A 25,819-nucleotide genomic window follows, 5' to 3' on the forward strand; every position below is an offset into this window, starting at 1 on the left:
TTACTGCCTCGTATTTAATCTAAAGGGTACTGCTTTTAATTTGTTAGCTGTTTGCTGGGAACCAGTCCAGTATCGCTACCGCTCTCTGGTCGCCGCAAACGCCGAATACCTGATTATCAACCACTTGGATGCCGGAAGCCTGAAGATCTAGCTGCCCCGGAAATGGCCCTTCTAGGCTGGTACGAGCCACGATCATACGTTGACCTTGCCAGTCGGTAAAAGCCCCGGGATAAGGGGGTGCAACGGCTCTGACGAGGTTGTGAACCTGCTGAGCCGTTTGATGCCACAGAATTTGCCCATCCGCAGGCTTTCGGCCTCCAAAATAGCTTCCCACAGCTAGATTATTGGGTTTTCTGGGGATGTGGCCTTGAACAAGCTCCGGGAGAGCCTGGTTCATTACAGCAACAGCTGCTTGACTAACTTTGCCAAAGACTTCTGTGGCGGTTTCATTGGGACCAATCGAGACTGCAGATTGCCCCACGATATCGCCAGCATCCGGCTTGACTTCCATGATGTGCAATGTGGCGCCAGTCTCGGTTTCTCCATGAAGGATGGCCCAATTGACTGGAGCGCGGCCGCGATACTTTGGCAGCAGTGAGCCATGCATATTTAGTGCGGCAATTTTGGCGCATGCCAAGAGTTCCGCTGGAATCATGTGGCGGTAATAAAAGGAGAAGATGTAATCGGGTGCTAGCTTCTGAATCTGCGGTACAAGATCCATCAACTGATTTGCATTTGGTGTGATGTAAGGAATCTCTTTTTCCTCACAGAGCTTGGCAACGCTGCCAAACCAGACATTCTCATTGGGGTCATCTTGATGGGTAACTACCAGATCAATTTGTATGCCCGCATTCAGCAATGACTTGAGGCAATTAACGCCAACATCGTGATAAGCAAAGACGACTGCGTGCAATTATTTTTTCTCTAAAACAGTTTGCACAACATAGCGTGGACGCTCGCGTACCTGTTGATAGATGCGCCCAATGTATTCACCAAGTAGACCAAGGCCAAATAGCATTACGCCAATTAAGAAGAAGGTAAGAGCAAATAATGTAAATACGCCTTCAACCTCGGCGCCCAGAACAAAGCGGCGGACTAAGAGGTATATAAATAGGGTGCCCGCAGCCATTGCTAAGAGCATTCCCAGAATCGAGAAAATCTGCAAAGGCATTACGGAGAAGCCGGTTACCAAATCAAAGTTCAGGCGAATGAGTTGATAGAGACTGTACTTGGATTCACCGGCAAAGCGTTCTTCGTGCTTGACGCTGATTTCTGTAGGGTTGGATGCGAATGTGTAAGCCAGCGCCGGAATAAATGTATTGCTTTCATCACACTGACGAACGAGATCGACGATACGACGGCTGTAGCCACGGAGCATGCAGCCTTGGTCAGTCATCGTGATGCGAGTAATTTTTTCGCGCAAATGATTCATCGCACGGGAAGCAAATTTTCTGAAGAAGCTGTCGCGGCGATCCGCACGAATGGTGCCAACGTAGTCGTAACCTTTGAGTAATTCATTTACCAAGGCGTCAATTTCTTCGGGGGGATTCTGCAGGTCAGCATCCAGGGTGATGATGTATTCACCGCGTGAGTATTCAAAGCCAGCCATGATTGCCATATGCTGGCCAAAGTTGCTATGAAATAGCACCGCACGAGTCACATCTGGACGAAGCTCAACTTGTTTAGCCAAAATCCCAGCCGAACGATCTTTACTGCCATCATTCACAAACACCACTTCATAAGCAATGTTGCGCTTGCTCGACATGACATCTAGCGCAGGATATAGGCGATCAAAGAGAGCTTGAAGACCATCTTCCTCGTTGTAAACGGGAATGACAATGCTGAGCGTCGGATTGCAGGCTTGGGTAGCTAAATTTGCAGTCATGCTGCAATTTTGCCTGATTCCGTTATCGATACTAGTTTTTGCGATGTTTCTTCAGAATTCCAGTCAAAGCCCTAGCTATACGGCCAATATCATCATCTGCCATGCCCGGAAAAAGGGGGAGGGTCAAAATGGAGCGGCCAATACGCTCTGCTACTGGAGTGGCTTCAACTTTGTAGCCCAGGTTCTGGTAAAGCGTGAATCCAGTAATGGCTGGGTAATGAACGCCAGTACCAATACCCAACCCTTTGAGTTCAGTCATCACTTGCGCACGATCTACATTCAATTGATCAAGCGGAAGTACAACTTGGAACATGTGCCAGTTGCTATCGGTGAAGTTTTCTACTGGCAGTTCTAAATTGAGATTAGCTAGGTCGGCGGATTCCATTTCACTTCGAATGGTATCAAAGTACCGCCTGGCTAAAGCGGTTCTGCGCGCCTGAAATGCTGGTAATTGTTTAAGTTGATGCAAGCCAATCACAGCATTCACATCAGTCAAATTATCTTTGCCGCCTAAAACATCTACATCCATGCCATCCATACCTTGGCGAGTAAGTCCTTGTAGGCGAAACTTCTCTGCGAGCTTCGCTTCGTCAGTATTGTTGAGTACAAGGCAGCCACCCTCAACAGTCGATAAATTTTTATTTGCCTGAAAACTAAAGCTCACAAGATCACCAATGCTGCCAATCTTTTGGCCTTTCCACTGCGATCCAAATGCTTGCGCTGCATCTTCAATCACACGCAACTTGTATTGCTTAGCCAGGTCATAGAGTTGATCCATGTTGACAGGCAGTCCAGCTAGATAGACGGGCATGATGGCGCGCGTCTTCGGTGTAATGGCTGAGGCCAGCTTGCTTAAATCAATATTGCGGGTGATAGGGCCAATGTCCACAAAGACGGGTGTTGCACCAACACTCAGAACGACATTAGAGGTCGCCACCCATGAGATCGGGGTGGTAATCACTTCGTCACCAGGCCCAATACCAGCAACCTGCAGGGCGATTTTCATAGTGGCGGTACCGTTGGCAAAACAACGTACAGGACGGCCACCAAAGTATTCACTCAGAGTAGCTTCAAACTCCGCTAGTTTCGGTCCTGAGGTGACCCAACCAGAGCGCAATACCTCTGCAACCGCATCAATCGTTTCTTGATTGAAGTGTGGACGCGTAAAAGGAATAAAAGGCAGGGAGTTTTGAGTGACTGACATGGGAGCCTTAAGAATTTATTGTGCAGAGTTACTTGGTGATTCTGGGTGTTTAACAATGACGCGCCGAGAATCTCTCCCCACTTCTTGCATTGGGACATTGAGTTCTTGCAACTGAATATATTGTTCTGGAACCATCAAGGCGTAAGCAGTTTGATCTTCTTTCCAGCGCTCAAGAAAGGCGTCGAAGGTGGGGAGCCACAACTCAGGTTCTTGCCTCACACCAAACTCAAGTTCATCTGGAGATTCCACCATGATCATGACTCTACCGAGGTAGAAGGGTACTGTGTGATCGAGGATTCTGATTGAATAGAAGTTCACCTTCTCTGGAATGCCCGCTTTAACTTGCTCAACTAAATCTATACCCGAGACTGCGCGACCAAGGGTTTCATGTCCTGTGCCTGCGATGATTGTGCAGAGAAAAAAGCCTGAAGCAAAACTGGTGATGCTGCTTAAGCCATTGCGCTTACTTTGGGCAAAAGCTAGTAGGCCAAATGAAATCAATACGATCAGCGCTGCAATGATCCAGTAAGTGTATTGCGCATAGGATTCAATTTCATCTGGCCTTGCTTGCCTGCCAACCTCGCTTAAAAAGAAAAAGCCAACGCCGCCCAAGATTGCGAAGAAGAGGACTTGCAATTTCCAAGGTAATCCCATTGAATTGCTAAAACCCAGATTACGGTCTAAGTGATGACCAACAAGCATTGCTAGTGCTGGAAAGACCGGGATGATGTAGCCAGGTAATTTCGATTGAGACATGCTGAAGAAGCCCATGATGACCGCAAACCAACAAACCAGCAACCAGCCGCTGGAGAACTCGCGGTTACGCTCCCGCCAAGCCTGAGCAAGGGCTCCAGGAGTTTGTGCAATCCATGGCAAAAAGCCTAGCAGTAGCAGTGGGATGAAATAATAAATCGGCCCCGTTCTACTGTGAGCAGTTTGCGTAAATCGTTGCAGGTGCTCATGAATAAAGAAGAACTCCAAAAACTCTGGATTGCGTTGTGCCACCAGAACAAACCATGGTGCGCTAATTGCTAAAAATAAAATCGTGCCGCTAATGATGTGCAGGCGCTTCCAAATTTTCCAGTCCCATGCAGTAATGGAGTAAACAATGAAGACCATGCCGGGGATAGCAACTCCGATGACGCCTTTAGATAACGTAGCCAAGGCCATGAAGGCCCAGCAGGCCCACATCCACTTTCTAGTGTCGTTTGAGTTATGAGAAGTTTGCGCCAACAAAAGACTGCACAGTGCAGCAACTAAAAAAGCTGCCAATCCCATATCTAGCGAGTTGATGTGTCCACCCATCACCCACATTGGGCTGGTTGCTAAAGCGATAGCAGCCAGCCAACCTGCTCTCGCGCTGTAGATGCGCGCACCAGTAAATCCAATAAATACGATCGTCAGAAATCCAGTGAGTGCAGTCCACAAGCGCGCTTGCCAGTCACCGATGCCAAAAAGATTAAAGGCGGTAGCAGTAGCCCAAATTTGCAATGGCGGTTTTTCAAAATACTTGTAACCGTTGTAGCGTGGGGTGACCCAATCTCCGGTCACAAGCATTTCGCGAGCAATCTCGGCATAACGTCCTTCGTCAGACGGGATGAGGTGACGGTAGTTGAGGGTGCCAAACCATAGCAAGGCATAGATCAGCACCAGAATCAAAATCGATGCTGAATTGAGGGCGCTAGACTGCCGAATTTGGCCAAACTGCATTAGGCGGCTTCCACAATGAGGGCAAGCAGAACCTGGCGACCTTCGCCGACAAGAATGTTGTAGGTGCGACAAGCTGCTTGAGAATCCATCACCTCAAAGCCAACCTTGGCTTCTATGAGGGTCTTTAGTAGCTCAGGTTTTGGAAAGCGTTGACGCTTACCAGTGCCAATAATGATTAATTCAGGCTTTAGAGAGGCCATTTGAGTGAAATCTGCTGGGCTCAGATCATCAAAGGACTTGATGGCCCATTCAAGGATTTCACCGTCGGAACTCAATAAAACCGAGTGACTATAGGGGATCTTATTGATCTCGATGTAGCCATCGCCGTAACCGGTGATCGTATTGGCTCCGGAATGGGGGTCAGATTGAAGCTTCACATGGACTCTCTGTCATAATTATGAGGATTATAGCCAACTGTTTTTTCCTAGATTTCAAGAACTTACCCTTTAATTTATTGTGAAACCGATCCTAAAGTCCGAAAAACTCAATCACGTCTGTTACGACATTCGTGGACCCGTGCTGGAGCTCGCTCAGCGCATGGAGGAAGAGGGCCACAAAATCATCAAATTAAACATCGGCAATGTGGGCGTCTTTGGCTTTGATCCTCCAGAAGAGATTCAGTTGGATATGATCCGCAATTTGGGTAATGCCTCAGCGTACTCCGATTCCAAGGGAATCTTTGCGGCCCGGAAGGCCATCATGCAGTATTGCCAAGAAAAAGGCATCCAGGGAGTTACTTTGGATGACATCTATACTGGCAATGGCGTTTCTGAATTAATCGTCTTGGCAATGAACGCATTGCTCAATAACGGCGATGAAGTATTGGTGCCAGCTCCCGACTATCCGTTGTGGACGGCCGCAGTCAGTCTATCTGGCGGCACTCCAGTGCATTACCTTTGTGATGAGTCCAAAGAGTGGGCCCCAGATTTAGCAGATTTACGCAAACGAATTACGCCGCGCACTAAAGCGATTGTGGTGATCAACCCCAACAATCCAACGGGGGCAATTTACTCAAAAGAAGTATTGACTGAGTTAACTTCAATTGCGCGTGAGCATGGCTTGATTCTGTTTGCCGACGAGATTTACGACAAGATGTTGTATGACCAAGAGAAACATATTTCCTTGGCATCCTTATCTACCGATGTGGTCACTATCACTTTCAACGGTTTATCCAAGAACTATCGCTCTTGCGGCTACCGTGCTGGCTGGATGGTGGTTTCTGGGGATAAAGAGATGATTCGCGATTACATTGAGGGCCTCAATATGCTGTCCTCAATGCGCTTGTGCGCCAATGTGCCAGGCCAGTACGCCATTCAAACGGCGTTGGGTGGTTATCAGAGTATTAATGATTTGGTGGCCGAAGGTGGGCGTTTGGCTAAGCAGCGTGATCTTGCCTGGAAGCTCATTACTGAGATTCCAGGAGTAACTTGCGTCAAGCCAAAGTCTGCTTTGTACTTATTTCCAAAACTTGATCCTGAGATGTATCCGATCGAAGATGATCAGCAATTTGTAGCTGATCTTTTGAAAGAAGAAAAAGTGTTATTGGTTCAGGGTTCTGGTTTTAACTGGGGCAAGCCAGATCATTTCCGCGTAGTGTTCTTACCTCACGAAGATGTGCTGAAAGAGGCGATTGGTCGTCTGGCACGTTTTCTGGAGCGTTATCGTCAAAAACATAGTCGTAAAGCGGCTAATTCAACAGCAACAAAGGCATCATGAAACCGATTCAAGTTGGTCTATTAGGCATTGGCACCGTAGGTGGTGGCGTATTTACTGTTCTCGAGCGTAACCAGGATGAGATTTTGCGTCGTGCGGGTCGTGGTATTCGTATCAATACTGTTGCCGATCTGAATGTAGAGCGTGCCAAAGAATTAGTGAAAGATCATGCTCAAGTAGTGAGCGATGCTCGTGCCGTAATTAATAATCCTGAGATTGATATCGTTGTTGAGTTGATCGGTGGTTACGGTATTGCTAAAGATTTGGTGATGGAAGCAATCGCTGCTGGGAAACATGTTGTGACGGCCAATAAGGCCCTCATCGCTGTTCATGGCAATGAGATTTTCAAAGCTGCCCATGAAAAAGGTGTGATGGTTGCGTTTGAAGCAGCTGTTGCTGGCGGCATCCCCATCATCAAAGCGCTTCGTGAGGGTTTGACTGCAAACCGCATTGAGTGGATCGCCGGCATCATCAATGGCACAACCAATTTCATTCTGTCTGAGATGCGCGACAAAGGCTTGGACTTTGCGACTGTCTTAAAAGAAGCGCAACGTTTAGGTTACGCAGAAGCAGATCCTACATTTGATATTGAAGGTGTAGACGCCGCTCATAAAGCAACCATCATGAGTGCAATTGCATTTGGTATTCCAATGCAATTCGATAAAGCCCACGTTGAAGGTATTACGAAGTTAGATGCCATCGATATTAAATACGCTGAGCAGTTGGGCTACCGCATTAAGTTGTTAGGTATTGCCAAGAAGACAACAACTGGTGTCGAGTTGCGCGTGCACCCAACCTTGATTCCGACTAAGCGTCTCATTGCCAACGTAGAAGGCGCCATGAATGCCGTTCAGGTATTTGGTGATGCTGTAGGTACTACGCTTTATTACGGTAAGGGTGCGGGCTCAGAGCCAACCGCCTCCGCTGTGATTGCCGACTTAGTAGATATCACGCGTTTATTGGGTGCAAGCCCTGAGAACCACGTACCTTATTTAGCCTTCCAGCCTGATGCAGTGCGCGATATCACTGTGCTGCCAATGGGCGAGATCACTACAAGTTATTACCTACGTTTGCGCGTAGCAGATCAAGCTGGTGTATTGGCCGATATCACGAAGATTTTGGCGGCTCACGGTATTTCGATTGATGCACTCTTGCAAAAAGAGGCGGACGAAGGTGAAAGCCAAACGGATTTAGTAGCGCTTACTCACGAGACCAAAGAAAAGCACATGCTGGCAGCAATTCAGGAGATTCAGAATCTGAAAACTGTTGCTGGTGAAGTAGTGAAGATCCGTTTAGAAAATCTGTCCTAATACAAATCATGCGTTACCAATCTACTCGGGGCAATAGCCCACAACAATCCTTTCTAGAAATCTTGCTCGGTGGATTGGCGCCAGATGGCGGCTTATATCTGCCCACTGAGTACCCACAAGTCACTAAAGAGCAATTGGATTCTTGGCGCGGCTTGTCTTATGCCGATCTCGCTTATGAGGTTTTGAGCCTCTATTGCGACGATATTCCTGAGGCAGATTTACGCGCTTTGTTGCGCAAGACCTATACAGAGCAGGTCTATTGCAATGGCCGCTCTGAAGATAATGCGAAAGACATTACTCCCTTGCATTGGCTGGGTGAAGAGCAGGGTACTCGTATCGGCTTATTGAGCCTGTCTAATGGACCAACATTGGCATTTAAAGATATGGCGATGCAGTTGCTCGGCAATCTCTTTGAATACGCGCTTAAGAAAAAAGGTCAGAAACTCAATATTTTGGGCGCGACCTCTGGTGATACTGGTAGCGCAGCTGAATATGCCATGCGCGGTAAAGAAGGCGTGAAGGTATTTATGCTTTCACCACGCGGCAAGATGAGTGCTTTCCAATCCGCACAGATGTATTCCTTGCAAGATCCTAATATTTTTAACTTGGCGGTTGCTGGTGTATTTGATGACTGCCAAGATATTGTCAAGGCAGTCAGCAATGATCATGCCTTTAAAGCAAACAAGCAAATCGGTACTGTGAACTCGATTAACTGGGGCCGTGTAGTTGCCCAAGTGGTTTACTACTTCCAAGGTTATTTGCTTGCGACAAAATCAAGCTCAGAAAAAGTCTCTTTCACTGTACCTTCTGGCAACTTTGGCAATATCTGCGCTGGCCATATTGCCCGCATGATGGGTTTGCCAGTTGCGCATTTGATTGCCGCTACCAATGAGAACGATGTTCTTGATGAGTTCTTCCGCACAGGAGTTTACCGTGCACGTAAGTCTGCTGAAACCTTGCATACCTCTAGTCCGTCTATGGATATTTCAAAGGCAAGTAATTTTGAGCGCTTTGTATTTGATCTCATGGGCAAAGACGGCAAGGTCACTGCTGGTATGTTTAAGCAGGTGGATGAAGCTGGTGGCTTTGACATTTCTAAAGATGCCACCTTTAAGGATATTGCTCAGTATGGATTTCAGTCTGGTCGCAGCACTCATGAAAACCGCCTTGAGACGATTCGCAACATCGACTCACAGTATGGTGTGATGATTGATACGCATACGGCCGATGGTGTAAAGGTTGCTCGTGAGCATTTGCAAGCAGGTATTCCGATGATTGTTCTGGAAACCGCCTTGCCAATTAAGTTTGAAGAAACGATTGAAGTGGCATTGGGTCGTCCTGCAGAGTGCCCAGCAGCATTCAAAGATATCAAGTCAAAGCCCCAGCGCGTTGAAAATATCGATGCCGATGTCAATCAAGTGAAAAACTTCATTACTGCCCACGTCAATTAACTCAGAAAAACTACTATGACTAAGCCTCCGATGTTGACTGCTCAGCAGGCTTTAGATCACCTGCTGTCAAATGCAAAAACTGTAGGTGAGAGTGAGGCAGTCACTATGCAAGCTGCGCTCGGCCGTGTGCTTGCGGAAAATGTGAATAGCTTGGTGGATGTCCCCCCGCTCGATAACACCTCAATGGATGGTTATGCGGTGCGTACTGCGGATACCCAAGCGCCTGGAAGCACCCTCAAGATTACACAACGTATTCCGGCGGGATCAATGGGTACCCAATTGGAGCCAGGCACTGTTGCCAGAATCTTTACAGGCGCTCCAGTGCCTCCGGGTGCTGATGCTGTTGTCATGCAAGAAGATTGCGCTATTCCAGAGGGATCAACCGATCAAGTGCAGGTCAATATTGCGACAACATCAGGCCAGTGGATTCGTCGAAGAGGCGAGGATCTGACTGCTGGAAAAGTAGCCCTGACAGCGGGTACTTTTCTGCGCCCACAAGAATTAGGTGTTGCGGCATCTGCTGGTCTTACGCATCTAAGAGTGAAGCGCAAAGTGAGGGTTGCGGCATTTTTCACTGGCGATGAACTTTCTCTGCCAGGTAAACCGCTTAAACCAGGTGGCATCTACAACTCCAATCGCGATACTTTATTAGCGTGTATTAAATCCTTGGGATGCGAAGCCACAGACTTTGGAATCGTTCCCGATAGCCTTGAGGCCACCAAAGAAACGCTTCGCAAGGCCAGCAAAGATCATGATTTGATCATTACTTCCGGTGGTGTATCTGTTGGTGAAGAGGATCATATCAAACCAGCAGTAACTGCTGAGGGTAGGTTGGATCTCTGGCAAATTGCGATTAAGCCTGGCAAGCCTTTGGCTTTTGGTGCTGTACGCAAGTCAAGTGAAAGCAAGGATGGGGAAACTTGGTTTATCGGACTCCCCGGAAACCCAGTTTCTAGCTTTGTGACATTCCTACTGTTTGTGCGACCATTTATTCTGAAGTTACAAGGACGAGATGCGGGAATGCCACAGTCCTACCCAATGCGAGCTGACTTTGATTGGCTCAAGGGTGATCGTCGCAATGAATTCCTCCGTGTCAAGATTAATGGGCAGGGCGGTTTAGATCTATTCCCTAACCAAAGCTCTGGTGTACTTACAAGTGCTTCATGGGGTGACGGCTTAGTGGATTGTCCGCCGGGGCAAGCAATTAAGGCAGGAGATATGGTGAAGTACATTCCGTTTAATGCGCTCCTTGCTTAACCGTATTACGATTCCCTTATGAAACTCGAATTACGATTCTTTGCCTCATTAAGAGAGGGTCTTGGACTTTCTGGCGAGAGCATCACTACACCGCCGGAAGTGAAAACCATTGCTGACTTAAGAGGCTACCTTGCTCAGCGAGGCAATCCTTGGGCTGAGGTGTTGGCTAGTGCTAAGGTGATTCGTTGCGCCTTAAATCAAGAGATGGTGAGTGACTCCACTCCCTTGGTGGAGGGTGCTGAGGTGGCTTTCTTTCCTCCGGTTACTGGTGGCTAAGATGCAGAACGATTCCATCCGCATTCAAGAGCAAGATTTTGATCTTACAACTGAAGTGAAGACACTTCGCAAGGGTGATCCTCGTGTGGGTGCAGTAGTGACTTTTGTGGGTACCGTTAGGGATATGAATGATGGCAGTCAAGTCAAGGGTATGACGCTGGAACACTATCCTGGCATGACAGAAAAATCCCTAGAGGAAATCATCAAGCAAGCAAGAGGCCGCTGGGATCTTTATAAAACATTAGTCACTCATCGAGTGGGAACACTTCTACCCGAGGATCAAATTGTTTTGGTAGCGGTTACTAGCGCTCACCGAGGTGAAGCATTTGCTGCTTGCGAGTTCATCATGGACTACTTAAAAACAGCAGCACCATTTTGGAAAAAAGAAGAAACTCCGGAAGGTAGTAAATGGGTTGATGCACGCGTGACTGACGATGCCGCAATGGCGCGTTGGAAATAATTTAGCGTCACACCTCTTTTAGCGTCACAGCCAGATCAAGACCGCTTAACCAAGCACCCTCGACTCTGCCGCCATTAAGCCAGTCTCCACAAAGTCCTAATTCAATATCCGCTAGCGAAAGAAAGCCAATTGAATTTTCTAGACCGCCGCTTGCATAGCGCCAGCGGTGCATGCTGATTTCTGCATCCTGGCAGTTAAAACCAAGACTTATCAGACATTTCACCATCTGGTCTTGAGCCTCCTCTTTGCTCAACTCAACATTATCTTGGCTCCACGCTGGGCTGCCATGGATGGTCCACGTAGATCCCTGTCGCATTGGCTTAGATCCATTCCGACAAATCCAGCTAATGATTTCTTGATTGATAAACGCTGCATCAAAGTCTGCTGCTGTCTGATTGGAGAAATTTGCCATCATTGTCCAGCAGGCCTTCATTTGGGCTGAGTGAGTGATATCAAAAGCTCTAGCATCAAGGTCTTTGACTAGGGCGCTTGCTTGAGGAGCGGGTATGGCTAGTACGACAAAATCATAGGACGCAGTGATTTCACCAATCTCACTGCTCTGAAGATGCCACTGATTAGCTCTCCGTTCTAATTTTGAGATAGTTACCCCATATTGAATGGATAGTTTCTCAGCAAGATGCTTTCCTATCGAGTTCATATTGGGGGTGCCGACATAGCGGATTTCCAGTGAGTTACTTTGGCGCCATGCCTTAGCTTCGTACACCTTGAGTTTAGGTTTCCAGATGCTAGCAATTCCAGCCTGTATCCAGCTTTTCACTTCCCGAATAAAACGAGGATCTCTGGCGGTAAAGTATTGGGCGCCATGGTCTGCCGACCAATCTTCACTACGACGCGTACTCATTCGCCCACTTGGGCCGCGACTCTTCTCAAAGACATCTACCAATATGCCCTGTGACTGTAGCTCTCTCGCGCAGGAGAGGCCTGCAATTCCTGCGCCAATAACCACTACCTTTTTGATTGCTTTACTAGTATTCATATCTTAGGAAGTATTTTGCGAAAGGTGAGATTGATTCGTGGATCTATGGCAGCCTTCGTCTTAAGAAGACTGCGATGCCAGTGCTCTTGAATGGGTGGATGCATGATGAGGAGGCTGCCATGATCCAGAAATACTGAAGTGGTAGTTTTATTCTGCTTATGGCGAAATGCAAACTTACGTCGAGCACCTAAGCTGATTGATGCGATAGGGGTCGTACTATCTAGCTCCTTCTCATTATCACTATGCCACCCCATGCCTTCAGCCCCGTTGTGATACAGATTGAGTAAGCAAGAGTTGAAGATATGGCCAGTCACTTGTTCAAGCTTGTGCTTTATTTGTAGCAGCTCATGGGTCCAGCCCTGAGGAGTTTTTTGAATTCCAGAGTAGGTATACAGGCACCCTGGATCGCCTACCCAGGCAACTTTTCTTGCGGTTGTAAGAAATTTCCCAAACATCTGGATTTGGTCAGATTCCCAGGCAAGCGAACCCAATAGATTCTTAAATAAGCTATCGGCAGCATCTACATCTAAAAAGCTGTTGAGATATTCAGCTTGGCCATCTATAGCCAATATAACCAGAGGTTCTGCAGACTCATGGCGATCAAATAACTGGTTTTGCATGGTTGATGAATCAGGTTCGGGGTGAATACGTCATTTCAATAAAAACTCTAGAATAGATCTCATTATGAATTGTTCAGGATAAATAGGTTAACCATGAAAGCACCAGATAAGCGTTGCTGTGGCTCAGGGGTTTGCATCATTAATGATGCGGGTGAGTGTTGGTGTGGCCAAGTTTGGGATGGTGAAAAAATGAGTGCGCCACCCCTGCTATCAGCGAAGAACCAGCCTGCTGACGCTAGCTCTGAAAACTCTAAACCCGAATCCCAGGACCCTCTTTGAGGCGGGCTTTACTAGCTGACTGTTCTGCTGCCTTTAGCCAAGCAGGGCGACCTTCGCTTTGATTGAGTTCTTTTATTTGCGCTGGGCTGAGATTCGTCATTAGCTGGCGCGTGGCGCAATCGCAGTACTCGGCAAAAGATTCAGCTGAGATCGCTTTTAACTTCGCATGTAATTGGACTTGCTGTTTCATGCACGCGTCTTTGTAATTCTGAGTGAACTTCCCCTGATTGACTACTTGAGCCTGCGCAGACAGGGCTATCACTGTTAATAAGCCAGCAATAATGAATTTATTAGATGACTTCATAGTGATTTAGTCAGTAAGTAAATAAAAATGCAGAGTTGAGTGATATTGATAAGCACGCTTAAGCCGTGCAGCATGTGGAACTGTTTATTATTTCCCTCATCTTTTGCGGCATTGATTTTTCCTGTGAGAAAAAATAGAGTGAAGGCGAACAAAATTGCGCAGGCTATGAGATAAAGCCTACTAGCAGAATCCTGTTCGGTAAATATGGATACCAAAGTAACAAGCCCAAGGCTAGCATAGTATTTTGGGAAAAAGTTCCGAACATATTTACTGGACCACTCAACAGGGAGCACCTTAAATACTGTAGGTGCCACTACGACAGTAAAGAACAGCATGATTCCCACCATGCAGGAAATAAGATAATTGGTAATCATGCTTGCCTTTTCATTTGGTTGATCCATATACCCTGCGGAGGGAGTGAGCAGCTACGCCGTCTTTTAGCGCTTCTCTAACTGGTATTGCCAGCATTCGAATAGCAGAAGTCATTGCAATGCGCTCTAGTCGGCTCGGTTCTGGTCGATTAATGATGGGGTATACCCAATTGGGTAGGTTCAAAAACCCTGCGTGACTGATCATTTTCACAAAAGGCTTCGCGCTGAGGCTGCTTGGAAAATTGTCCAGCATTTCAATAATGCTTTTAGCTCTATCCCCGTAGTGAAGTTGGGGGATGTATTGTTTGATCGCATACTCAGTACTGGCATAGGTATCTGGAAGATCAATGGCTCCTAATTTCTCCCCGAGTATTTTCATTTCTGCGAAATACTGGTCTTTTTCTTGCGCACGAAGAGATTCACTTCGATATGACTCATAAGAGCGCATAAAGCTACGGGTTTCTGTTAGATGAATCCACGCGAGTAGCTCGGAATCATCTGCTCTATAGGGTTGATTGAATTCATCAAATCCAGTGACCTTTTGATGGATCTGGTTAACGCGATTGATAGCATTATTTGCCATTTCATGGGAGCCGTAGGTAGTTGCTGCAATGAAGAACGCAGTTCTTCCTAGCCTACCTTTGAGATCTTCCCTGAAGCTGGAGTGATCCCATACACCAGCAAGCGCCTTTGGGTGAAGGGCTTGCAGCACTAATGAGCTAATGCCGCCGATCATCATAGAAATAAAATCTGCATGCACCTTCCAGGCTATCGACTCCGGACCGAGCAAGCCTCTGTCCCCAGCTGGCTCGAGAAATGCGACGGGTGAGCCACCGCCGCCTACCGTTGCTCGAATTGACCGACGAATTAGTTCATCAATCATGCTGCTAATGAATCGCGATATTGCGAAGACCATCATCCTCAATAATCTCGGAAATTAAATCGAGCCGTATTCTGGGATTACTTTGTGCAAGCAAATGATTCTTCTGGGTTAGGGGCAGCGGCAGGAGTTCTGCCAATCTATTGGAAACCCATCCGCAATCATCGAGATTTTCTGGGATTTTGAATGCATCCCCCCAAGTAAATCTTCGGTTTTGATGACAGCAATAATTTCATGAAGAATTGCGGCTACTTTTTCATGTTCTTTTGGTAATGGTATTTCAGGGTCAGCATCAATCAGTTCAACTTGACCCATCCATAGGCCATCGGATTCTTGTTTGATCTGTAAGAGATGAAAGCGCTGCGTTCCATAGGACTTGGTCATGTAAAGAGCGGGCTGAATCGGATCAAATTCCTCCAATTTTGCTATGGTGCTAATGTTTGAAAAATTAGCGAGGGCGTCTGCATCTGAATCAACCGGATTGTTTTCAAGAATGCTCACAACTCCAAAAGGCGAATTTTCACGTAAGCATCGCTTCATCATATCTAGGTAGCGCGCCTCAAAAATTTTGAGAGCGATTACACCCCCTGGAAATAGGGTGGTACCGAGGGGGAAAAGGGTATCCAGTTGGCTGTTGCAGAAGGTTTTGTCATGTATTCAATTTAAAGGATTTCTATTTATTCTGCTGAGTCGTCAAATTACGCCCCGTTCAGCAACATTCCAGGATTTAAGCTAAATTGGTGTGTATACATAGGAGAATTAACATGATTCAAAAATTACGAGTCAAGCTCCCCCGATGGATTCTGGGTAAGCATTGTCCTTGTTACCAAATGAGCCACCACTCAATGGTTGATTTTCAGCAGCGCAGTGCTGACCAGCTTGAAAAAGCCAAACAAGCCAAGGCAGTTAATAACTAGGCCGTCAGATTCACTAAATCCGCATCCCATGATAAAAACCTGGAAGATGAGGCGAAATTGCGCGCTGACCCCAGGTCAGTTGCTCAAGTTCTACATTGCCTTGGTTTGCCTTTCGCTCACTGTGGCCACTGGTTTTCTATTGGCTGGCGTAAAAATTATCCTCATCTTTACGGCCATTGAGTTGACCGCTGTCGCTGCCGGTTTCTTGATTTACTGCCGACATGCCTTAGATTTTGAGGAGATTGAAATTAGCGGAACCCGCTTAATTGTGAGGAAATTTATCGCCTACAAAGAGGCGGTGATTGAATTTAATACTCGCTGGGTCAGGCTATCTCGGCCGGAAGAGCATCAAAAAGTATTTTTTATTGAACGGACAGGGCAGAGCGTTGAGCTTGGTCAGTTTCTTAGGCGTGAGCAATTTAAGAAGCTCCTTGCTGAGCTAAGACCATATTTGGGTTGATTGCAACCATGAGTCCTGCAGGGTTAAAGCTTGGGAGTCTGCGGAAATATGCATTTAACCTGATACTGAATTCAATTCAACCCATTTGCTAAATTAATCATGAACGTCAATACCGCAGTGAAAGCCGCCTTAAATACTTTGGTTGACATTGCATCCAATTCAAACAGCGTTCAGCCCATCACCGGATTAGAGCTGGCGCAACGTCAAAAATTGTCCATTAGCAGAATAGAGCTTTTACTCAGCGCCTTGCGTGCCGCGGGAATTGTCAAAGGTACAAAGGGTCGCAATGGAGGGTACACGCTCTTGCAAGATCCCCGAATGGTCACTATTAAGGATGTGGTGCTGGCCATGAATTGCATCAAAAAGCGTAAGGTTGAGGCTTGCGATATTGCAAGTGACTTGTATCAATCCCTAGAGACTTATATGCTCAGTTGCATGGCTAATATGAACCTCTCTGATGCTATTAAAGATTATGTCCCGCGATTTAGTGAGGCCAAAACCGCACCAGAGCGTCAGACTTTTTCTTACCCAGAATTGAAGGTGAATAAGCCATCTAAGGGTGAGATTCAGAGGGTAATTAAAGTGCCGTTTAAGAAGGTGGAAGATGTTCCTTTGGGGCCAAACTCCATTTTTAGTTTCGGTGATTACCTGCACAAAGCAGGATAGCAATAAGGATTTTGATGATGCAGACAATCAAATGGAATTTCGCTAGCAAGCTATTTTTATCCCTTGTCCTTGCAATATCACCATGGGTAGTTTCAGTAGCCGCTGATAGCACTCCAGCTAAATCTGATCCAGCTTGGCTAACAGATGCTCGCGCCAGCATTAAATCCAATAATTATGATCAGGCAATAAGGCATTGCAGTCGGCAAATGAAGTCAACTCAGCAGGCTGGAACAACCTCATGGGATACAGCCTTCGTAAAAAACAGCCACCAGATTTAGTGTCATCTGAAAAGTATTACCAAGCAGCACTCAAGATCGATCCAAACCATCGGGCTGCCTTGGAGTATTGCGGTGAGTTACTTTTGATGAAGAAGGACTTGCCTGGGGCTGAGGCTATGCTGGCAAGACTCGATAAGGCTTGTGTATTTAGTTGTGAAGAGTACAGAGACCTCAAAGCGAGTATTGCGAAGTATCAAGGTAAAAAGTAATTCTTTCCCCCGATGTCAACGAGTGACCTTGAGTACCCCCCCATTAGCATTTGTTGATATTGAGACTACGGGCTCACATTTTGAGCGCGATCGCATTATGGAGGTGGGGATCAAATCCCTGATTCATGATCAAGTCGAGACTTGGGAAAGCCTCATCAATCCCCAAACATTTATTCCGCAAAACATACAGGCCTTGACTGGCATTCGTCCGGACATGGTGAGTAAGCAGCCTCCCTTTGAGGGTCTTGTAACAGAAATCGCTCGAGAGCTCGAGGGTAAGATTTTTGTAGCCCATAATGCTCGATTTGATTATGGTTTCTTGAAAGCATCTTTTAAGCGTGCGGGCATCGACTTTAAGCCTAAAGTGCTGTGCACTGTAAAGCTATCTAGACTGCTATTTCCTGAGCAGGCTAGACACAACCTAGACGCCATCATCAACGCCCATAAGTTAAAAATTAGCTCTCGGCATCGTGCGCTTGGTGACGCGGATTTATTGCCCCAGTTTTTGCGAGTATGTGAAGCAAAGCTAGGGCGTGAGGCGCTCCTCAAAGCCATGAACCAGCTTATTGGAAATCCGAGCTTGCCGCCCAATATCGATAAAGCTTTGGTGGATTCCATTCCAGAGAAGCCGGGCTGCTATATTTTTTATGGTGAGAATCAGGTTCCGATTTATATCGGCAAGAGTATTTCTTTGCGCGGTAGGGTGATGGGGCATTTTCAGGGAGCGCTCACTCAGCGCAAGGAAATGAAGCTCTCAATGCAGGTTAGAGATATTGATTGGATTGAGACTAGTGGAGAGCTAGGGGCGCTGATTCTAGAATCTCGACTCATTAAAGAGCGCATGCCCAGCATGAACGTTAAATTACGCCACTCAAAAGATCTCTGTGCTCGGAGATTAGAACTCGATGAGAATGGCGTACTTACTCCGCACCTAGTTGGCCATCGTGAATTAGATCCTGGAGTTCAAGAAAACATATTTGGCTTGTTCTATAGTAAAAGAGAGGCCAATTCTTATCTCAAGGCAATAGCTAAAAAATATCGACTCTGTGAGGCGCTTTTGGGCTTAGAGAAGCGCGTTGAAGGTAAAGCTTGCTTTGGTTATCAGGTAAAGCAATGCGGAGGAGCTTGCATTGGTGGCTCCCCTATAGAGTTCACAATCTTCAACTCAAGACTGCCTTGGAGTTATTTCAGGTTCAGGTATGGCCTTATGCAGGACCTATTGCAATTAAAGAAGCTGGTCATATGCACGTAGTAGATCAATGGCGTTATCTTGGTACTGCGATCAACGAGGAAGAGCTCTATGAATTAGCAGACTCGGGTGAGGTTGAGTTTGACCTAGATATTTACAAGATCCTGAAAAAAGCACTGGCCGGAAGCTTTAAGAGCCAGGTGATTCCCTTGGCAGTCAAAGACGCTGTGTAAACAGCATCCAAAAGTCTAGGTTTTAAAAAAGTCTAACTTTTCAGATCTAGGCAATTTCTTTAGCTTAGCCTCCGCCTTGGAGGCTTCAGAGCGATCGGGGTGCTCTTGTGCAGCCAAAAGCATCACTGGTCTGCGAGCCCTCGTATACCGAGCACCATCACCTGAATTATGGGCTGCCAAGCGATGTTCTAGGCGATTCGTAATGCCAGCGTAATAGCTGCCATCAGAGCACTCTAAGAGGTAAACAAGCCAGGTCAAAATAGGGATAAATTCGCTTAAAAAGAGGTCTAACAGACTTGAAATTATCAAGAATGCCCCTATATTCTATAGATAGAAATGTATAAAAATAGATAGAGTTGATAGGACTTAAAAAATGAGAATAGATAAATTAACTACTAAATTTCAAGAAGCGCTTAGTGAGGCGCAAAGCATTGCTTTGGCAAAAGACAATCAATACATCGAGCCAGCTCATTTGCTTTTGGCTATGTTGCGCGATTCCGACGGTGGCGCCAAGAGTTTATTAACCCGTGCCGGCGTAAATGTACCCGGCCTTGAGAAGGCAACCGAGAAACTGATTAGCAATCTCCCAGAAGTGCAGGGCACTAGTGGTGAGGTTCAGGTTGGCCGTGATTTAAGTAACTGGCTCAATTTATGTGAAAAAGAAGCCAATAAGCGCAATGATCAATTTATCGCTGGTGAGTTGTTTTTGCTAGTGGTGGCAGATGATAAGGGCGAACTCGGCAAGATCGCTCGCGAGAATGGATTAAATCGTAAATCGTTAGAGGCGGCTATTGATTTAGTGCGCGGAGGAGAGTCAGTGAATAGTGCAGATGCTGAAGGCCAACGTGAAGCCTTAAGGAAATACACCGTCGATTTAACTGAGCGTGCTCGTATGGGTAAGCTTGATCCTGTTATTGGCCGCGATGATGAAATTCGTCGCACTATTCAGATCCTGCAACGTCGCGGTAAAAACAACCCAGTGTTGATTGGTGAGCCAGGCGTTGGTAAGACAGCCATCGTCGAGGGCTTGGCCCAACGCATTATTAATGGCGAAGTTCCTGAAACCCTCAAGAACAAGCGCGTTCTCGTATTGGATATGGCCTTGTTATTAGCTGGTGCCAAGTACCGCGGTGAATTCGAGGAGCGATTAAAGGCGGTTCTCAGTGACGTTGCTAAAGACGAAGGTCAAACCATCATCTTTATTGATGAGATTCATACGATGGTTGGTGCAGGCAAAGGAGAGGGCGCGATGGACGCCGGCAATATGCTTAAGCCCGCCTTGGCTCGCGGTGAATTGCATTGCATTGGCGCAACGACTTTGGATGAGTACCGTAAGTACATCGAAAAAGATCCCGCTCTAGAGCGTCGCTTCCAAAAAGTCATGGTGGAAGAGCCTAGCGTTGAGGCTACCGTCGCTATCTTGCGCGGCCTAAAAGAACGCTATGAACTGCATCATGGAATTGAGATTACTGACCCAGCGATTGTTGCGGCTGCTGAACTATCACATCGCTATATTACGGATCGTTTCTTGCCGGATAAGGCAATCGACCTGATTGATGAGGCTGGCTCACGCATTCGGATGGAGATCGACTCTAAGCCTGAGGTGATGGATAGACTGGAGCGTCGCTTGATTCAGTTGAAGATTGAGCGCGAAGCCGTTAAGAAAGAGAAGGATGATGCTTCGAAAAAACGCCTAGGTCTCATTGAAGATGAAATTAAGCGTCTTGGCGCTGAGTACGCTGACTTGGAAGAGGTTTGGAAGGCAGAAAAGGGTGCCGTTTTGGGTGCAGCTCACCTGAAGGAAGAAATTGAAAAAGTAAGGATAGATATTGCAAAGCTCCAGCGTGACGGTAAGTTAGAGCAAGTCGCTGAATTGCAATACGGCAAACTGCCTGAGCTTGAAGCTAAGCTCAAGTCTGCCGCTGCAGCGGAAGCAAAAGGTGATAAAGATGGTGTGGTTAAGAACAAGCTCTTGCGCACTCAGGTAGGTGCAGAAGAGATTGCTGAAGTGGTTTCTCGTGCGACTGGCATTCCGGTATCGAAGATGATGCAGGGTGAGCGCGACAAGCTGTTGAAGATGGAAGAGCTCTTGCATAAGCGCGTGGTTGGTCAGGAAGAGGCTATTCGCGCAGTGTCGGATGCTATTCGTCGCTCCCGCGCTGGTCTTGCTGAAGAGAATCGCCCTTATGGTTCATTCTTATTCTTAGGTCCTACAGGTGTTGGTAAGACCGAGTTGTGCAAAGCCCTAGCCGGTTTCTTATTCGACAGCGAAGATCATCTCATCCGTATTGATATGAGTGAGTTCATGGAGAAGCACAGCGTGGCACGCTTAATCGGTGCGCCTCCGGGTTATGTTGGTTACGAAGAGGGTGGTTATTTAACTGAGCAAGTTCGTCGCCATCCTTACAGCGTCATCTTGTTTGATGAAATCGAAAAAGCGCATCCTGATGTCTTTAACGTACTCTTACAAGTGTTGGACGATGGCCGCTTGACCGATGGTCAAGGTCGTACTGTGGACTTTAAGAACACGGTGATTGTGATGACCAGCAATATTGGCTCGCATCTCATCCAGTCAATGACTGATAAGAAGCAGTCCGAGATCAAAGAGGCGATATTTGAAGAGCTGAAGAATCATTTCCGTCCTGAGTTCTTAAATCGTATTGATGAGATCGTGGTGTTCCATGGTTTGGATAAAGGCAATATCGCTAATATTGCGAAGATCTTGCTCAAGAACTTGTCAGATCGTTTGGCAAAGGTGGATATGCAGATGAAGGTTAGCGATGCCGCTCTGAGCAAGATTGCAGAAGTCGGCTTTGATCCTATATTTGGGGCAAGACCACTGAAGCGTGCGATTCAGCAATATATCGAGAACCCAGTTTCTAAGATGATCTTGGAAGGTAAGTTTGGCCCTACGGATACGGTTCCTGTAGGCGTTGATCAGAATGGCGACTTTAGTTTTAGCAAGTAATACAAAGCCATATCAGCAGGAATTTTCCTGCACCAGGAAACTCGGAGCATGACTGACGCTCTGAAAATGAGGCGCGCCAGTGATGTCCGGGTTGTTGGTTTGATTAGCCTGGCTCACGGCAGTTCCCATTTCTTTCATTTAATCCTGCCACCCATGTTCCCATGGTTGAAGGCGGAGTTTGGCTTCAACTATGCCGAGCTAGGTTTGCTCATGACCATTTTCTTCGTGGTCTCCTGCATTGTGCAAGCAGCTTCTGGTTTTTTGGTGGATCGCATTGGGGCTCGCCCCGTGCTGTTTGCTGGTGCGGGTTTGCTTGCATTAGCTGCACTCACTTATTCGCAAAGCAATGGCTATGCTATGTTAGTTTTGGGGGCAGTAATAGCGGGATGTGGCAATGGCGTCTTTCATCCAGTGGATTACACGCTCATCAATCACAAAATTTCCCCGCCTAATTTGCCTTACGCTTATTCCATTCACGGGGTAACGGGCTATATCGGTTGGGCAGCGGCTCCAGCCTTTATGGTGGCTGTAGCCATTATCGCTGATTGGCGTATTGCCTTTTTATCTGCTGCAGTGCTTGAAGTTCTGATCTTGTTAACTCTTTGGATTGGTAGGGCGCGCTTAGTTGATGATGTCCATGCAAGGCGCGAGGAATCACAGGCTAGTCATGCTCAAAGCAATCCTGGCGGTGGGCCGATGAGCACCTTTGGATTTTTAAAGTTACCCGTTGTATGGCTTTGCTGGATTTTCTTTTTCTTTAGCATGGCTGCAACGACAGGCCTGCAGTCATTTTCACCAACAGCACTTTTCAAGATCTATGACATTGCCGTGAGTTCCGGTAATTACTACTTAACGCTCATGTCTATGGGTGGCGCCGGAGGGATGCTTCTTGGAGGCTATCTTGCTACTAAGTTAAAAGTACCCGAGCGCATTATTACGATCTGTTTTACCGTCAATATCGTGATGGGTCTTTTATTAGCCACTGGTTTAATACCCGTTGAATCGATTGTGATTGCTTTCATTGTGATTGGACTTGGTTTGGGTATTGCCGCTCCATCGCGTGATTTGATGATTCGCTCTGCAACACCATCTGGCTCATCGGGCAGGGTGTACGGCATTGTGTACTCAGGTATCGATCTAGGCGCCGCTCTAAGCCCGCTAGTCTTCGGATTCTTCTTGGATGTGGGCTTGCCAAAGCTCTTGTTCATTGGCGTGGCAGTTCTGCAGCTCATGATTATTTTGACTGGATTCAAGGTCGCCACTATCAGCGCCCCGAAAACTGCTTAGCCAGCCTCTTTCTTTTCATAATGTGAAAAGACATTCCCATACGTAAAATGCAGTGCAACATTCCAGGTTTGGGATTCTTTCGCCCCTTGAATGGCCATTCCATATTACAAAAAATACTATTTAACTTACTGAATTAATTGAACTAATTATTTTTAAAAATTGCCGAAATAGTGCTTGCATGCTTTTCATGGATCCTTAAACTCTTATATAAGACATAAGACTTGAATGTCCAAATATTTGAAGTACTTGTTTAACTTAGGGAGAAAAACATGGCAGATCGCAAAGCAGAAATCGCAGCACTACAAAAAGACTGGGATACCAATCCACGCTGGAAAGGTATTACTCGTGGTTACACGGCTGAAGACGTTGTTCGTCTTCGTGGCTCATTAAAGATTGAGCACACCTTGGCTAAGCATGGTGCAGAGCGTCTCTGGGAATTGGTGAATAACGAAGCTTACGTTAACTGTTTGGGTGCTTTGACTGGTGGTCAAGCAATGCAACAGGTTAAAGCTGGCGTTCAAGCTATCTACTTGTCAGGTTGGCAGGTTGCTGCTGACGGTAACTCATACGCAGCGATGTATCCAGACCAATCTTTGTATCCAGTTGATTCAGTTCCAAAGATGGTTGAGCGTATTAACAACTCATTCCAACGTGCTGACGAAATCCAAACAGCCAAAGGCATTAATAAAGGCGACGCTGGTTATATTGAATATTTCGCTCCAATCGTTGCTGATGCTGAGGCTGGCTTTGGTGGTGTGTTGAATGCATTTGAATTAAGCAAGGCATTAATTAAGCAGGGCGCTGCTGGCGTTCACTTCGAAGATCAACTCTCTTCCGTTAAGAAGTGTGGTCACTTGGGTGGCAAGGTATTGTTGCCTACTGCTGAATCGGTGCAAAAGTTGATTTCTGCTCGTCTAGCTGCTGACGTAATGGGTGTTTCAACTATCATTTTGGCTCGTACAGATGCTGAAGCTGCTGACTTGTTGACATCTGACTACGATGCAAACGACAAGCCATTCTTGACAGGCGAGCGCACTCCAGAGGGCTTCTACAAAACACGTAAGGGCTTGGATCAAGCGATCTCCCGTGGTTTGGCATACGCTGCATACGCTGATATGGTTTGGTGTGAAACAGGTACGCCTGATCTCGAGTTTGCCCGTCAGTTTGCTGAAGCAATTCGCGCGAAGTTCCCAGGCAAGATGTTGGCTTACAACTGCTCACCATCTTTCAACTGGAAGAAGAATTTAGACGACGCAACTATTGCCAAGTTCCAACGCGAATTAGGCGCAATGGGCTACAAGTATCAGTTCATCACCTTGGCTGGTATTCACTCCATGTGGTACAACATGTTCGACTTGGCTCAAGACTACATGCAGCGCGGTATGACTGCTTACATCGAGAAAGTACAAGAGCCAGAATTTGCTGCTCGTGATCGTGGTTACACATTCGTATCCCATCAGCAAGAAGTTGGTACTGGTTACTTCGACGATGTGACCACTGTGATTCAGGGTGGTAAGTCTTCAGTAACAGCGTTGACTGGTTCTACAGAAGAAGAGCAGTTCCACTAAGGAATCCCTAAGTAGTACGTAGTAGCAGCGCAGTAATAAATCTGCCTTTACTGTCCCGGCATCTAAATTACCTCACAAGGGTGACTTAGATGCCGTTTTCGTATACATTCTTCTCATGACTAATTGCGTACTTTGTAAAGAAGATCTCAATCCTGAAGAGGGTCAATTGATTTGGCGTGGCAATGATTGCCGCGTCATACTCGTGAATGCCCCTGAGCTTCCTGGCTTTTGCCGCGTGATCTGGAATCATCATGTCGCTGAAATGACTGATCTCACCTGTGGTGAGCGCGAGCACCTCATGGCCTTAGTCTTTGCAGTTGAAGAGGCTGTGCGGCATGTGATGCATCCAGATAAGGTGAATATCGCTGCCTTAGGTAATATGGTGCCGCATATTCACTGGCATGTGATTCCTAGGTATAAGGATGATGCGTTCTTTCCGGGATCAGCCTGGTCTCAACAAACTCAAAAAACGCCCGCAGTAAATTTAGAGGCAAGAAAGAAATTGGCTCAAGACCTGCCGACGGCGATTAAGTCCGCAATAGCTGCGTTATCTTGAGCAACTAAATACCGGATTTAGTTATTTGAATTGACGGTGCCCATCATCCTCAAAGATTCCTCGAGTTGATGGGGTTTTATGGGATTCCACATGCCATAAGGTGAAATGGTGATGTAGAGAAAAGTCATCGCCGTGAGTATGCAAAGCGAGGCTATTGATAGCGATACTTTCATCGCTTTAAGGCTGCCAAGATGTACGATGCCAACCGAGATCAGTAGCAGAATCGAAGAAATGGGAATGACAATCCATTTATTTATATTGTCAGTGTCATATGCTATAGATTGCCTAACTTTACGATTGTGGCGAATGACTGTTAGCTCTGCTTCAAGCTGACTCCCTATGGAAGCGCGCTGATTAGTTTGATACGCTATCTGGTTGATTGTTTTGCTTAAGGCTATAAATTCAGGCAATGCGATCTCTCGATTTTTAGCATCTTTTTCATTCATAACAGGCCATTCCTTCTCAATGACTGCATTGAGATAGTTTTTTATCGCCACGTTAATTTGCGCCCGATCCTCTGAGGGTAAGACTGTTGAGACATTAATGAGGCTATCAATTGAGCTTGATTCAGTAATCAAGTTTGAGATAGCTGATTCGTGCTTCTCAAATGAAAAGCCCGCAAGAGTGGAAATAGTAAGGCCAAAAATAAATGCAGTAATGGATAGGAAAGACGGAACCACTGCATCTGAATCATTAAGCCACCGAGATATGGGCGAGTCATTTAGGACCCAGTAAATCGCATAGGCGACTACTGCAATCATGACAATGGAT

At 46.5% G+C, this 25,819-nt stretch carries 30 protein-coding genes; 17 read left to right on the forward strand and 13 right to left on the reverse strand.

The features are described 5' to 3' along the window. Positions 1-43: 43 nt before the first annotated feature. From ACIQZ3_RS02410 to ACIQZ3_RS02430, 5 genes are read right to left on the reverse strand one after another with little or no spacing between them, the layout of a single operon-like run. The gene (locus ACIQZ3_RS02410; protein WP_397390002.1) at positions 44-913 is read right to left on the reverse strand and encodes a formyltransferase; all 870 of its coding nucleotides are present in this window, start codon (positions 911-913) and stop codon (positions 44-46) included. Next, positions 914-1,885: a glycosyltransferase gene (locus ACIQZ3_RS02415; RefSeq protein WP_397390004.1), complete on the reverse strand. Its 972-nt coding sequence runs from the start codon at positions 1,883-1,885 to the stop codon at positions 914-916. A gap of 31 nt (positions 1,886-1,916) precedes the next feature. Then, positions 1,917-3,089: a DegT/DnrJ/EryC1/StrS family aminotransferase gene (locus ACIQZ3_RS02420; protein WP_397390006.1), complete on the reverse strand. Its 1,173-nt coding sequence runs from the start codon at positions 3,087-3,089 to the stop codon at positions 1,917-1,919. Between the two features lie 15 nt (positions 3,090-3,104). Further along, complete coding sequence (locus ACIQZ3_RS02425; RefSeq protein WP_397390008.1) at positions 3,105-4,799, reverse strand: glycosyltransferase family 39 protein; 1,695 nt, start codon at positions 4,797-4,799, stop codon at positions 3,105-3,107. Beyond that, entirely contained in the window at positions 4,799-5,176 is a 378-nt protein-coding gene (locus ACIQZ3_RS02430; protein WP_397390010.1) for an Mth938-like domain-containing protein, read from the reverse strand. The genes ACIQZ3_RS02425 and ACIQZ3_RS02430 overlap by 1 nt, the downstream gene beginning before the upstream one ends. 79 nt (positions 5,177-5,255) lie before the next feature. Here ACIQZ3_RS02430 and ACIQZ3_RS02435 point away from each other — a divergent pair, with 79 nt between their 5' ends. Genes ACIQZ3_RS02435 through moaE form a run of 6 tightly spaced genes read left to right on the forward strand, consistent with a single transcriptional unit; the run spans position 5,256 to position 11,266 of the window. Then, positions 5,256-6,515 (forward strand): aminotransferase class I/II-fold pyridoxal phosphate-dependent enzyme, encoded by a 1,260-nt coding sequence (locus ACIQZ3_RS02435; RefSeq protein ID WP_216224109.1) that lies wholly within the window; start codon positions 5,256-5,258, stop codon positions 6,513-6,515. After that, on the forward strand, positions 6,512-7,822 hold the full coding sequence (locus tag ACIQZ3_RS02440) for a homoserine dehydrogenase (protein ID WP_397390012.1): 1,311 nt from the start codon (positions 6,512-6,514) through the stop codon (positions 7,820-7,822). The genes ACIQZ3_RS02435 and ACIQZ3_RS02440 overlap by 4 nt, the downstream gene beginning before the upstream one ends. Before the next feature lie 8 nt (positions 7,823-7,830). Beyond that, complete coding sequence (thrC, locus tag ACIQZ3_RS02445; protein ID WP_397390014.1) at positions 7,831-9,273, forward strand: threonine synthase; 1,443 nt, start codon at positions 7,831-7,833, stop codon at positions 9,271-9,273. A gap of 15 nt (positions 9,274-9,288) precedes the next feature. Then, the gene (gene glp / locus ACIQZ3_RS02450; protein ID WP_397390016.1) at positions 9,289-10,530 is read left to right on the forward strand and encodes a gephyrin-like molybdotransferase Glp; all 1,242 of its coding nucleotides are present in this window, start codon (positions 9,289-9,291) and stop codon (positions 10,528-10,530) included. Positions 10,531-10,548: 18 nt separating this feature from the next. Further along, the gene (moaD, locus tag ACIQZ3_RS02455) at positions 10,549-10,806 is read left to right on the forward strand and encodes a molybdopterin converting factor subunit 1 (RefSeq protein ID WP_397390018.1); all 258 of its coding nucleotides are present in this window, start codon (positions 10,549-10,551) and stop codon (positions 10,804-10,806) included. 1 nt (position 10,807) lies between these two features. Continuing rightward, complete coding sequence (gene moaE / locus ACIQZ3_RS02460) at positions 10,808-11,266, forward strand: molybdopterin synthase catalytic subunit MoaE (protein ID WP_397390020.1); 459 nt, start codon at positions 10,808-10,810, stop codon at positions 11,264-11,266. Positions 11,267-11,273: 7 nt separating this feature from the next. Here the strand turns inward: moaE and ACIQZ3_RS02465 are convergent, their stop codons facing one another. Together ACIQZ3_RS02465 and ACIQZ3_RS02470 are read right to left on the reverse strand one after the other, a co-directional pair. Continuing rightward, positions 11,274-12,263 carry an NAD(P)/FAD-dependent oxidoreductase gene (locus ACIQZ3_RS02465; protein WP_397390022.1) on the reverse strand — a complete coding sequence of 330 codons (990 nt, stop codon included), beginning with the start codon at positions 12,261-12,263 and terminating at the stop codon, positions 11,274-11,276. Then, a complete protein-coding gene (locus tag ACIQZ3_RS02470) occupies positions 12,260-12,883 on the reverse strand; it encodes an alpha-ketoglutarate-dependent dioxygenase AlkB family protein (RefSeq protein WP_397390024.1) in 624 nt (207 codons plus the stop codon). The genes ACIQZ3_RS02465 and ACIQZ3_RS02470 overlap by 4 nt, the downstream gene beginning before the upstream one ends. Before the next feature lie 93 nt (positions 12,884-12,976). Here ACIQZ3_RS02470 and ACIQZ3_RS02475 point away from each other — a divergent pair, with 93 nt between their 5' ends. Beyond that, positions 12,977-13,162 carry a hypothetical protein gene (locus ACIQZ3_RS02475; RefSeq protein ID WP_397390026.1) on the forward strand — a complete coding sequence of 62 codons (186 nt, stop codon included), beginning with the start codon at positions 12,977-12,979 and terminating at the stop codon, positions 13,160-13,162. Here ACIQZ3_RS02475 and ACIQZ3_RS02480 read toward each other — a convergent pair. The 4 genes from ACIQZ3_RS02480 to ACIQZ3_RS02495 form a co-directional block, all read right to left on the reverse strand. Next, entirely contained in the window at positions 13,134-13,466 is a 333-nt protein-coding gene (locus ACIQZ3_RS02480; RefSeq protein ID WP_397390028.1) for a hypothetical protein, read from the reverse strand. The genes ACIQZ3_RS02475 and ACIQZ3_RS02480 overlap by 29 nt on opposite strands. Then, positions 13,463-13,840, reverse strand: a complete 378-nt coding sequence (locus ACIQZ3_RS02485) for a DUF4149 domain-containing protein (RefSeq protein ID WP_397390030.1) — start codon at positions 13,838-13,840, stop codon at positions 13,463-13,465. Before ACIQZ3_RS02485 ends, ACIQZ3_RS02480 begins: the two co-directional genes overlap by 4 nt. Positions 13,841-13,850: 10 nt before the next feature. Next, entirely contained in the window at positions 13,851-14,720 is an 870-nt protein-coding gene (locus ACIQZ3_RS02490; protein WP_397390032.1) for an oxygenase MpaB family protein, read from the reverse strand. Between the two features lie 108 nt (positions 14,721-14,828). Beyond that, complete coding sequence (locus ACIQZ3_RS02495) at positions 14,829-15,374, reverse strand: LON peptidase substrate-binding domain-containing protein (protein ID WP_397390146.1); 546 nt, start codon at positions 15,372-15,374, stop codon at positions 14,829-14,831. Positions 15,375-15,481: 107 nt separating this feature from the next. Between ACIQZ3_RS02495 and ACIQZ3_RS02500 the strand changes: the two genes are divergently transcribed. The 6 genes from ACIQZ3_RS02500 to ACIQZ3_RS02525 all read left to right on the forward strand — a co-directional run bounded on the left by ACIQZ3_RS02500 (position 15,482) and on the right by ACIQZ3_RS02525 (position 18,669). Next, positions 15,482-15,634 (forward strand): hypothetical protein, encoded by a 153-nt coding sequence (locus ACIQZ3_RS02500; protein WP_397390034.1) that lies wholly within the window; start codon positions 15,482-15,484, stop codon positions 15,632-15,634. A 46-nt stretch (positions 15,635-15,680) separates the two neighbouring features. Beyond that, positions 15,681-16,094, forward strand: coding sequence for a DUF2244 domain-containing protein (locus ACIQZ3_RS02505; RefSeq protein WP_397390036.1), 414 nt, complete (start codon positions 15,681-15,683; stop codon positions 16,092-16,094). 99 nt (positions 16,095-16,193) lie between these two features. Beyond that, positions 16,194-16,760, forward strand: coding sequence for an RrF2 family transcriptional regulator (locus ACIQZ3_RS02510; RefSeq protein ID WP_397390038.1), 567 nt, complete (start codon positions 16,194-16,196; stop codon positions 16,758-16,760). Between the two features lie 193 nt (positions 16,761-16,953). Further along, on the forward strand, positions 16,954-17,247 hold the full coding sequence (locus ACIQZ3_RS02515; RefSeq protein WP_397390040.1) for a tetratricopeptide repeat protein: 294 nt from the start codon (positions 16,954-16,956) through the stop codon (positions 17,245-17,247). A gap of 28 nt (positions 17,248-17,275) precedes the next feature. After that, entirely contained in the window at positions 17,276-18,499 is a 1,224-nt protein-coding gene (locus ACIQZ3_RS02520; protein WP_397390042.1) for an exonuclease domain-containing protein, read from the forward strand. Next, entirely contained in the window at positions 18,490-18,669 is a 180-nt protein-coding gene (locus ACIQZ3_RS02525) for a hypothetical protein (RefSeq protein WP_397390044.1), read from the forward strand. Before ACIQZ3_RS02520 ends, ACIQZ3_RS02525 begins: the two co-directional genes overlap by 10 nt. Before the next feature lie 15 nt (positions 18,670-18,684). Here ACIQZ3_RS02525 and ACIQZ3_RS02530 read toward each other — a convergent pair whose 3' ends face one another. Then, entirely contained in the window at positions 18,685-18,978 is a 294-nt protein-coding gene (locus tag ACIQZ3_RS02530) for a GIY-YIG nuclease family protein (protein ID WP_397390046.1), read from the reverse strand. A gap of 64 nt (positions 18,979-19,042) precedes the next feature. Here ACIQZ3_RS02530 and clpB point away from each other — a divergent pair, with 64 nt between their 5' ends. The 4 genes from clpB to ACIQZ3_RS02550 all read left to right on the forward strand — a co-directional run bounded on the left by clpB (position 19,043) and on the right by ACIQZ3_RS02550 (position 25,048). After that, complete coding sequence (gene clpB, locus ACIQZ3_RS02535) at positions 19,043-21,637, forward strand: ATP-dependent chaperone ClpB (RefSeq protein ID WP_397390048.1); 2,595 nt, start codon at positions 19,043-19,045, stop codon at positions 21,635-21,637. 48 nt (positions 21,638-21,685) lie between these two features. Beyond that, positions 21,686-22,924: an MFS transporter gene (locus ACIQZ3_RS02540; protein WP_397390050.1), complete on the forward strand. Its 1,239-nt coding sequence runs from the start codon at positions 21,686-21,688 to the stop codon at positions 22,922-22,924. A 269-nt stretch (positions 22,925-23,193) separates the two neighbouring features. Then, positions 23,194-24,492, forward strand: coding sequence for an isocitrate lyase (gene aceA, locus ACIQZ3_RS02545; protein WP_072583092.1), 1,299 nt, complete (start codon positions 23,194-23,196; stop codon positions 24,490-24,492). 115 nt (positions 24,493-24,607) lie between these two features. Next, positions 24,608-25,048: an HIT family protein gene (locus ACIQZ3_RS02550; RefSeq protein ID WP_397390052.1), complete on the forward strand. Its 441-nt coding sequence runs from the start codon at positions 24,608-24,610 to the stop codon at positions 25,046-25,048. Between the two features lie 17 nt (positions 25,049-25,065). Here ACIQZ3_RS02550 and ACIQZ3_RS02555 read toward each other — a convergent pair whose 3' ends face one another. After that, positions 25,066-25,809: a hypothetical protein gene (locus tag ACIQZ3_RS02555; protein ID WP_397390054.1), complete on the reverse strand. Its 744-nt coding sequence runs from the start codon at positions 25,807-25,809 to the stop codon at positions 25,066-25,068. Positions 25,810-25,819: the final 10 nt, after the last annotated feature.

The sequence above is a fragment of the Polynucleobacter sp. genome (assembly GCF_044342855.1).
Taxonomy (GTDB): Bacteria; Pseudomonadota; Gammaproteobacteria; order Burkholderiales; family Burkholderiaceae; genus Polynucleobacter.

Coding starts and splice junctions, on each gene's coding strand:
- ACIQZ3_RS02415 (WP_397390004.1), bottom strand. CDS start 1,885: ATGACTGCAAATTTAGCTACCCAAGCCTGCAATCCGACGCTCAGCATT.
- ACIQZ3_RS02420 (WP_397390006.1), bottom strand. CDS start 3,089: ATGTCAGTCACTCAAAACTCCCTGCCTTTTATTCCTTTTACGCGTCCA.
- ACIQZ3_RS02425 (WP_397390008.1), bottom strand. CDS start 4,799: ATGCAGTTTGGCCAAATTCGGCAGTCTAGCGCCCTCAATTCAGCATCG.
- ACIQZ3_RS02440 (WP_397390012.1), top strand. CDS start 6,512: ATGAAACCGATTCAAGTTGGTCTATTAGGCATTGGCACCGTAGGTGGT.
- thrC (WP_397390014.1), top strand. CDS start 7,831: ATGCGTTACCAATCTACTCGGGGCAATAGCCCACAACAATCCTTTCTA.
- glp (WP_397390016.1), top strand. CDS start 9,289: ATGACTAAGCCTCCGATGTTGACTGCTCAGCAGGCTTTAGATCACCTG.
- moaD (WP_397390018.1), top strand. CDS start 10,549: ATGAAACTCGAATTACGATTCTTTGCCTCATTAAGAGAGGGTCTTGGA.
- moaE (WP_397390020.1), top strand. CDS start 10,808: ATGCAGAACGATTCCATCCGCATTCAAGAGCAAGATTTTGATCTTACA.
- ACIQZ3_RS02465 (WP_397390022.1), bottom strand. CDS start 12,263: ATGAATACTAGTAAAGCAATCAAAAAGGTAGTGGTTATTGGCGCAGGA.
- ACIQZ3_RS02470 (WP_397390024.1), bottom strand. CDS start 12,883: ATGCAAAACCAGTTATTTGATCGCCATGAGTCTGCAGAACCTCTGGTT.
- ACIQZ3_RS02475 (WP_397390026.1), top strand. CDS start 12,977: ATGAAAGCACCAGATAAGCGTTGCTGTGGCTCAGGGGTTTGCATCATT.
- ACIQZ3_RS02480 (WP_397390028.1), bottom strand. CDS start 13,466: ATGAAGTCATCTAATAAATTCATTATTGCTGGCTTATTAACAGTGATA.
- ACIQZ3_RS02485 (WP_397390030.1), bottom strand. CDS start 13,840: ATGATTACCAATTATCTTATTTCCTGCATGGTGGGAATCATGCTGTTC.
- ACIQZ3_RS02490 (WP_397390032.1), bottom strand. CDS start 14,720: ATGATTGATGAACTAATTCGTCGGTCAATTCGAGCAACGGTAGGCGGC.
- ACIQZ3_RS02500 (WP_397390034.1), top strand. CDS start 15,482: ATGATTCAAAAATTACGAGTCAAGCTCCCCCGATGGATTCTGGGTAAG.
- ACIQZ3_RS02505 (WP_397390036.1), top strand. CDS start 15,681: ATGAGGCGAAATTGCGCGCTGACCCCAGGTCAGTTGCTCAAGTTCTAC.
- ACIQZ3_RS02510 (WP_397390038.1), top strand. CDS start 16,194: ATGAACGTCAATACCGCAGTGAAAGCCGCCTTAAATACTTTGGTTGAC.
- ACIQZ3_RS02525 (WP_397390044.1), top strand. CDS start 18,490: ATGCACGTAGTAGATCAATGGCGTTATCTTGGTACTGCGATCAACGAG.
- clpB (WP_397390048.1), top strand. CDS start 19,043: ATGAGAATAGATAAATTAACTACTAAATTTCAAGAAGCGCTTAGTGAG.
- ACIQZ3_RS02540 (WP_397390050.1), top strand. CDS start 21,686: ATGACTGACGCTCTGAAAATGAGGCGCGCCAGTGATGTCCGGGTTGTT.
- aceA (WP_072583092.1), top strand. CDS start 23,194: ATGGCAGATCGCAAAGCAGAAATCGCAGCACTACAAAAAGACTGGGAT.
- ACIQZ3_RS02550 (WP_397390052.1), top strand. CDS start 24,608: ATGACTAATTGCGTACTTTGTAAAGAAGATCTCAATCCTGAAGAGGGT.
- ACIQZ3_RS02555 (WP_397390054.1), bottom strand. CDS start 25,809: ATGATTGCAGTAGTCGCCTATGCGATTTACTGGGTCCTAAATGACTCG.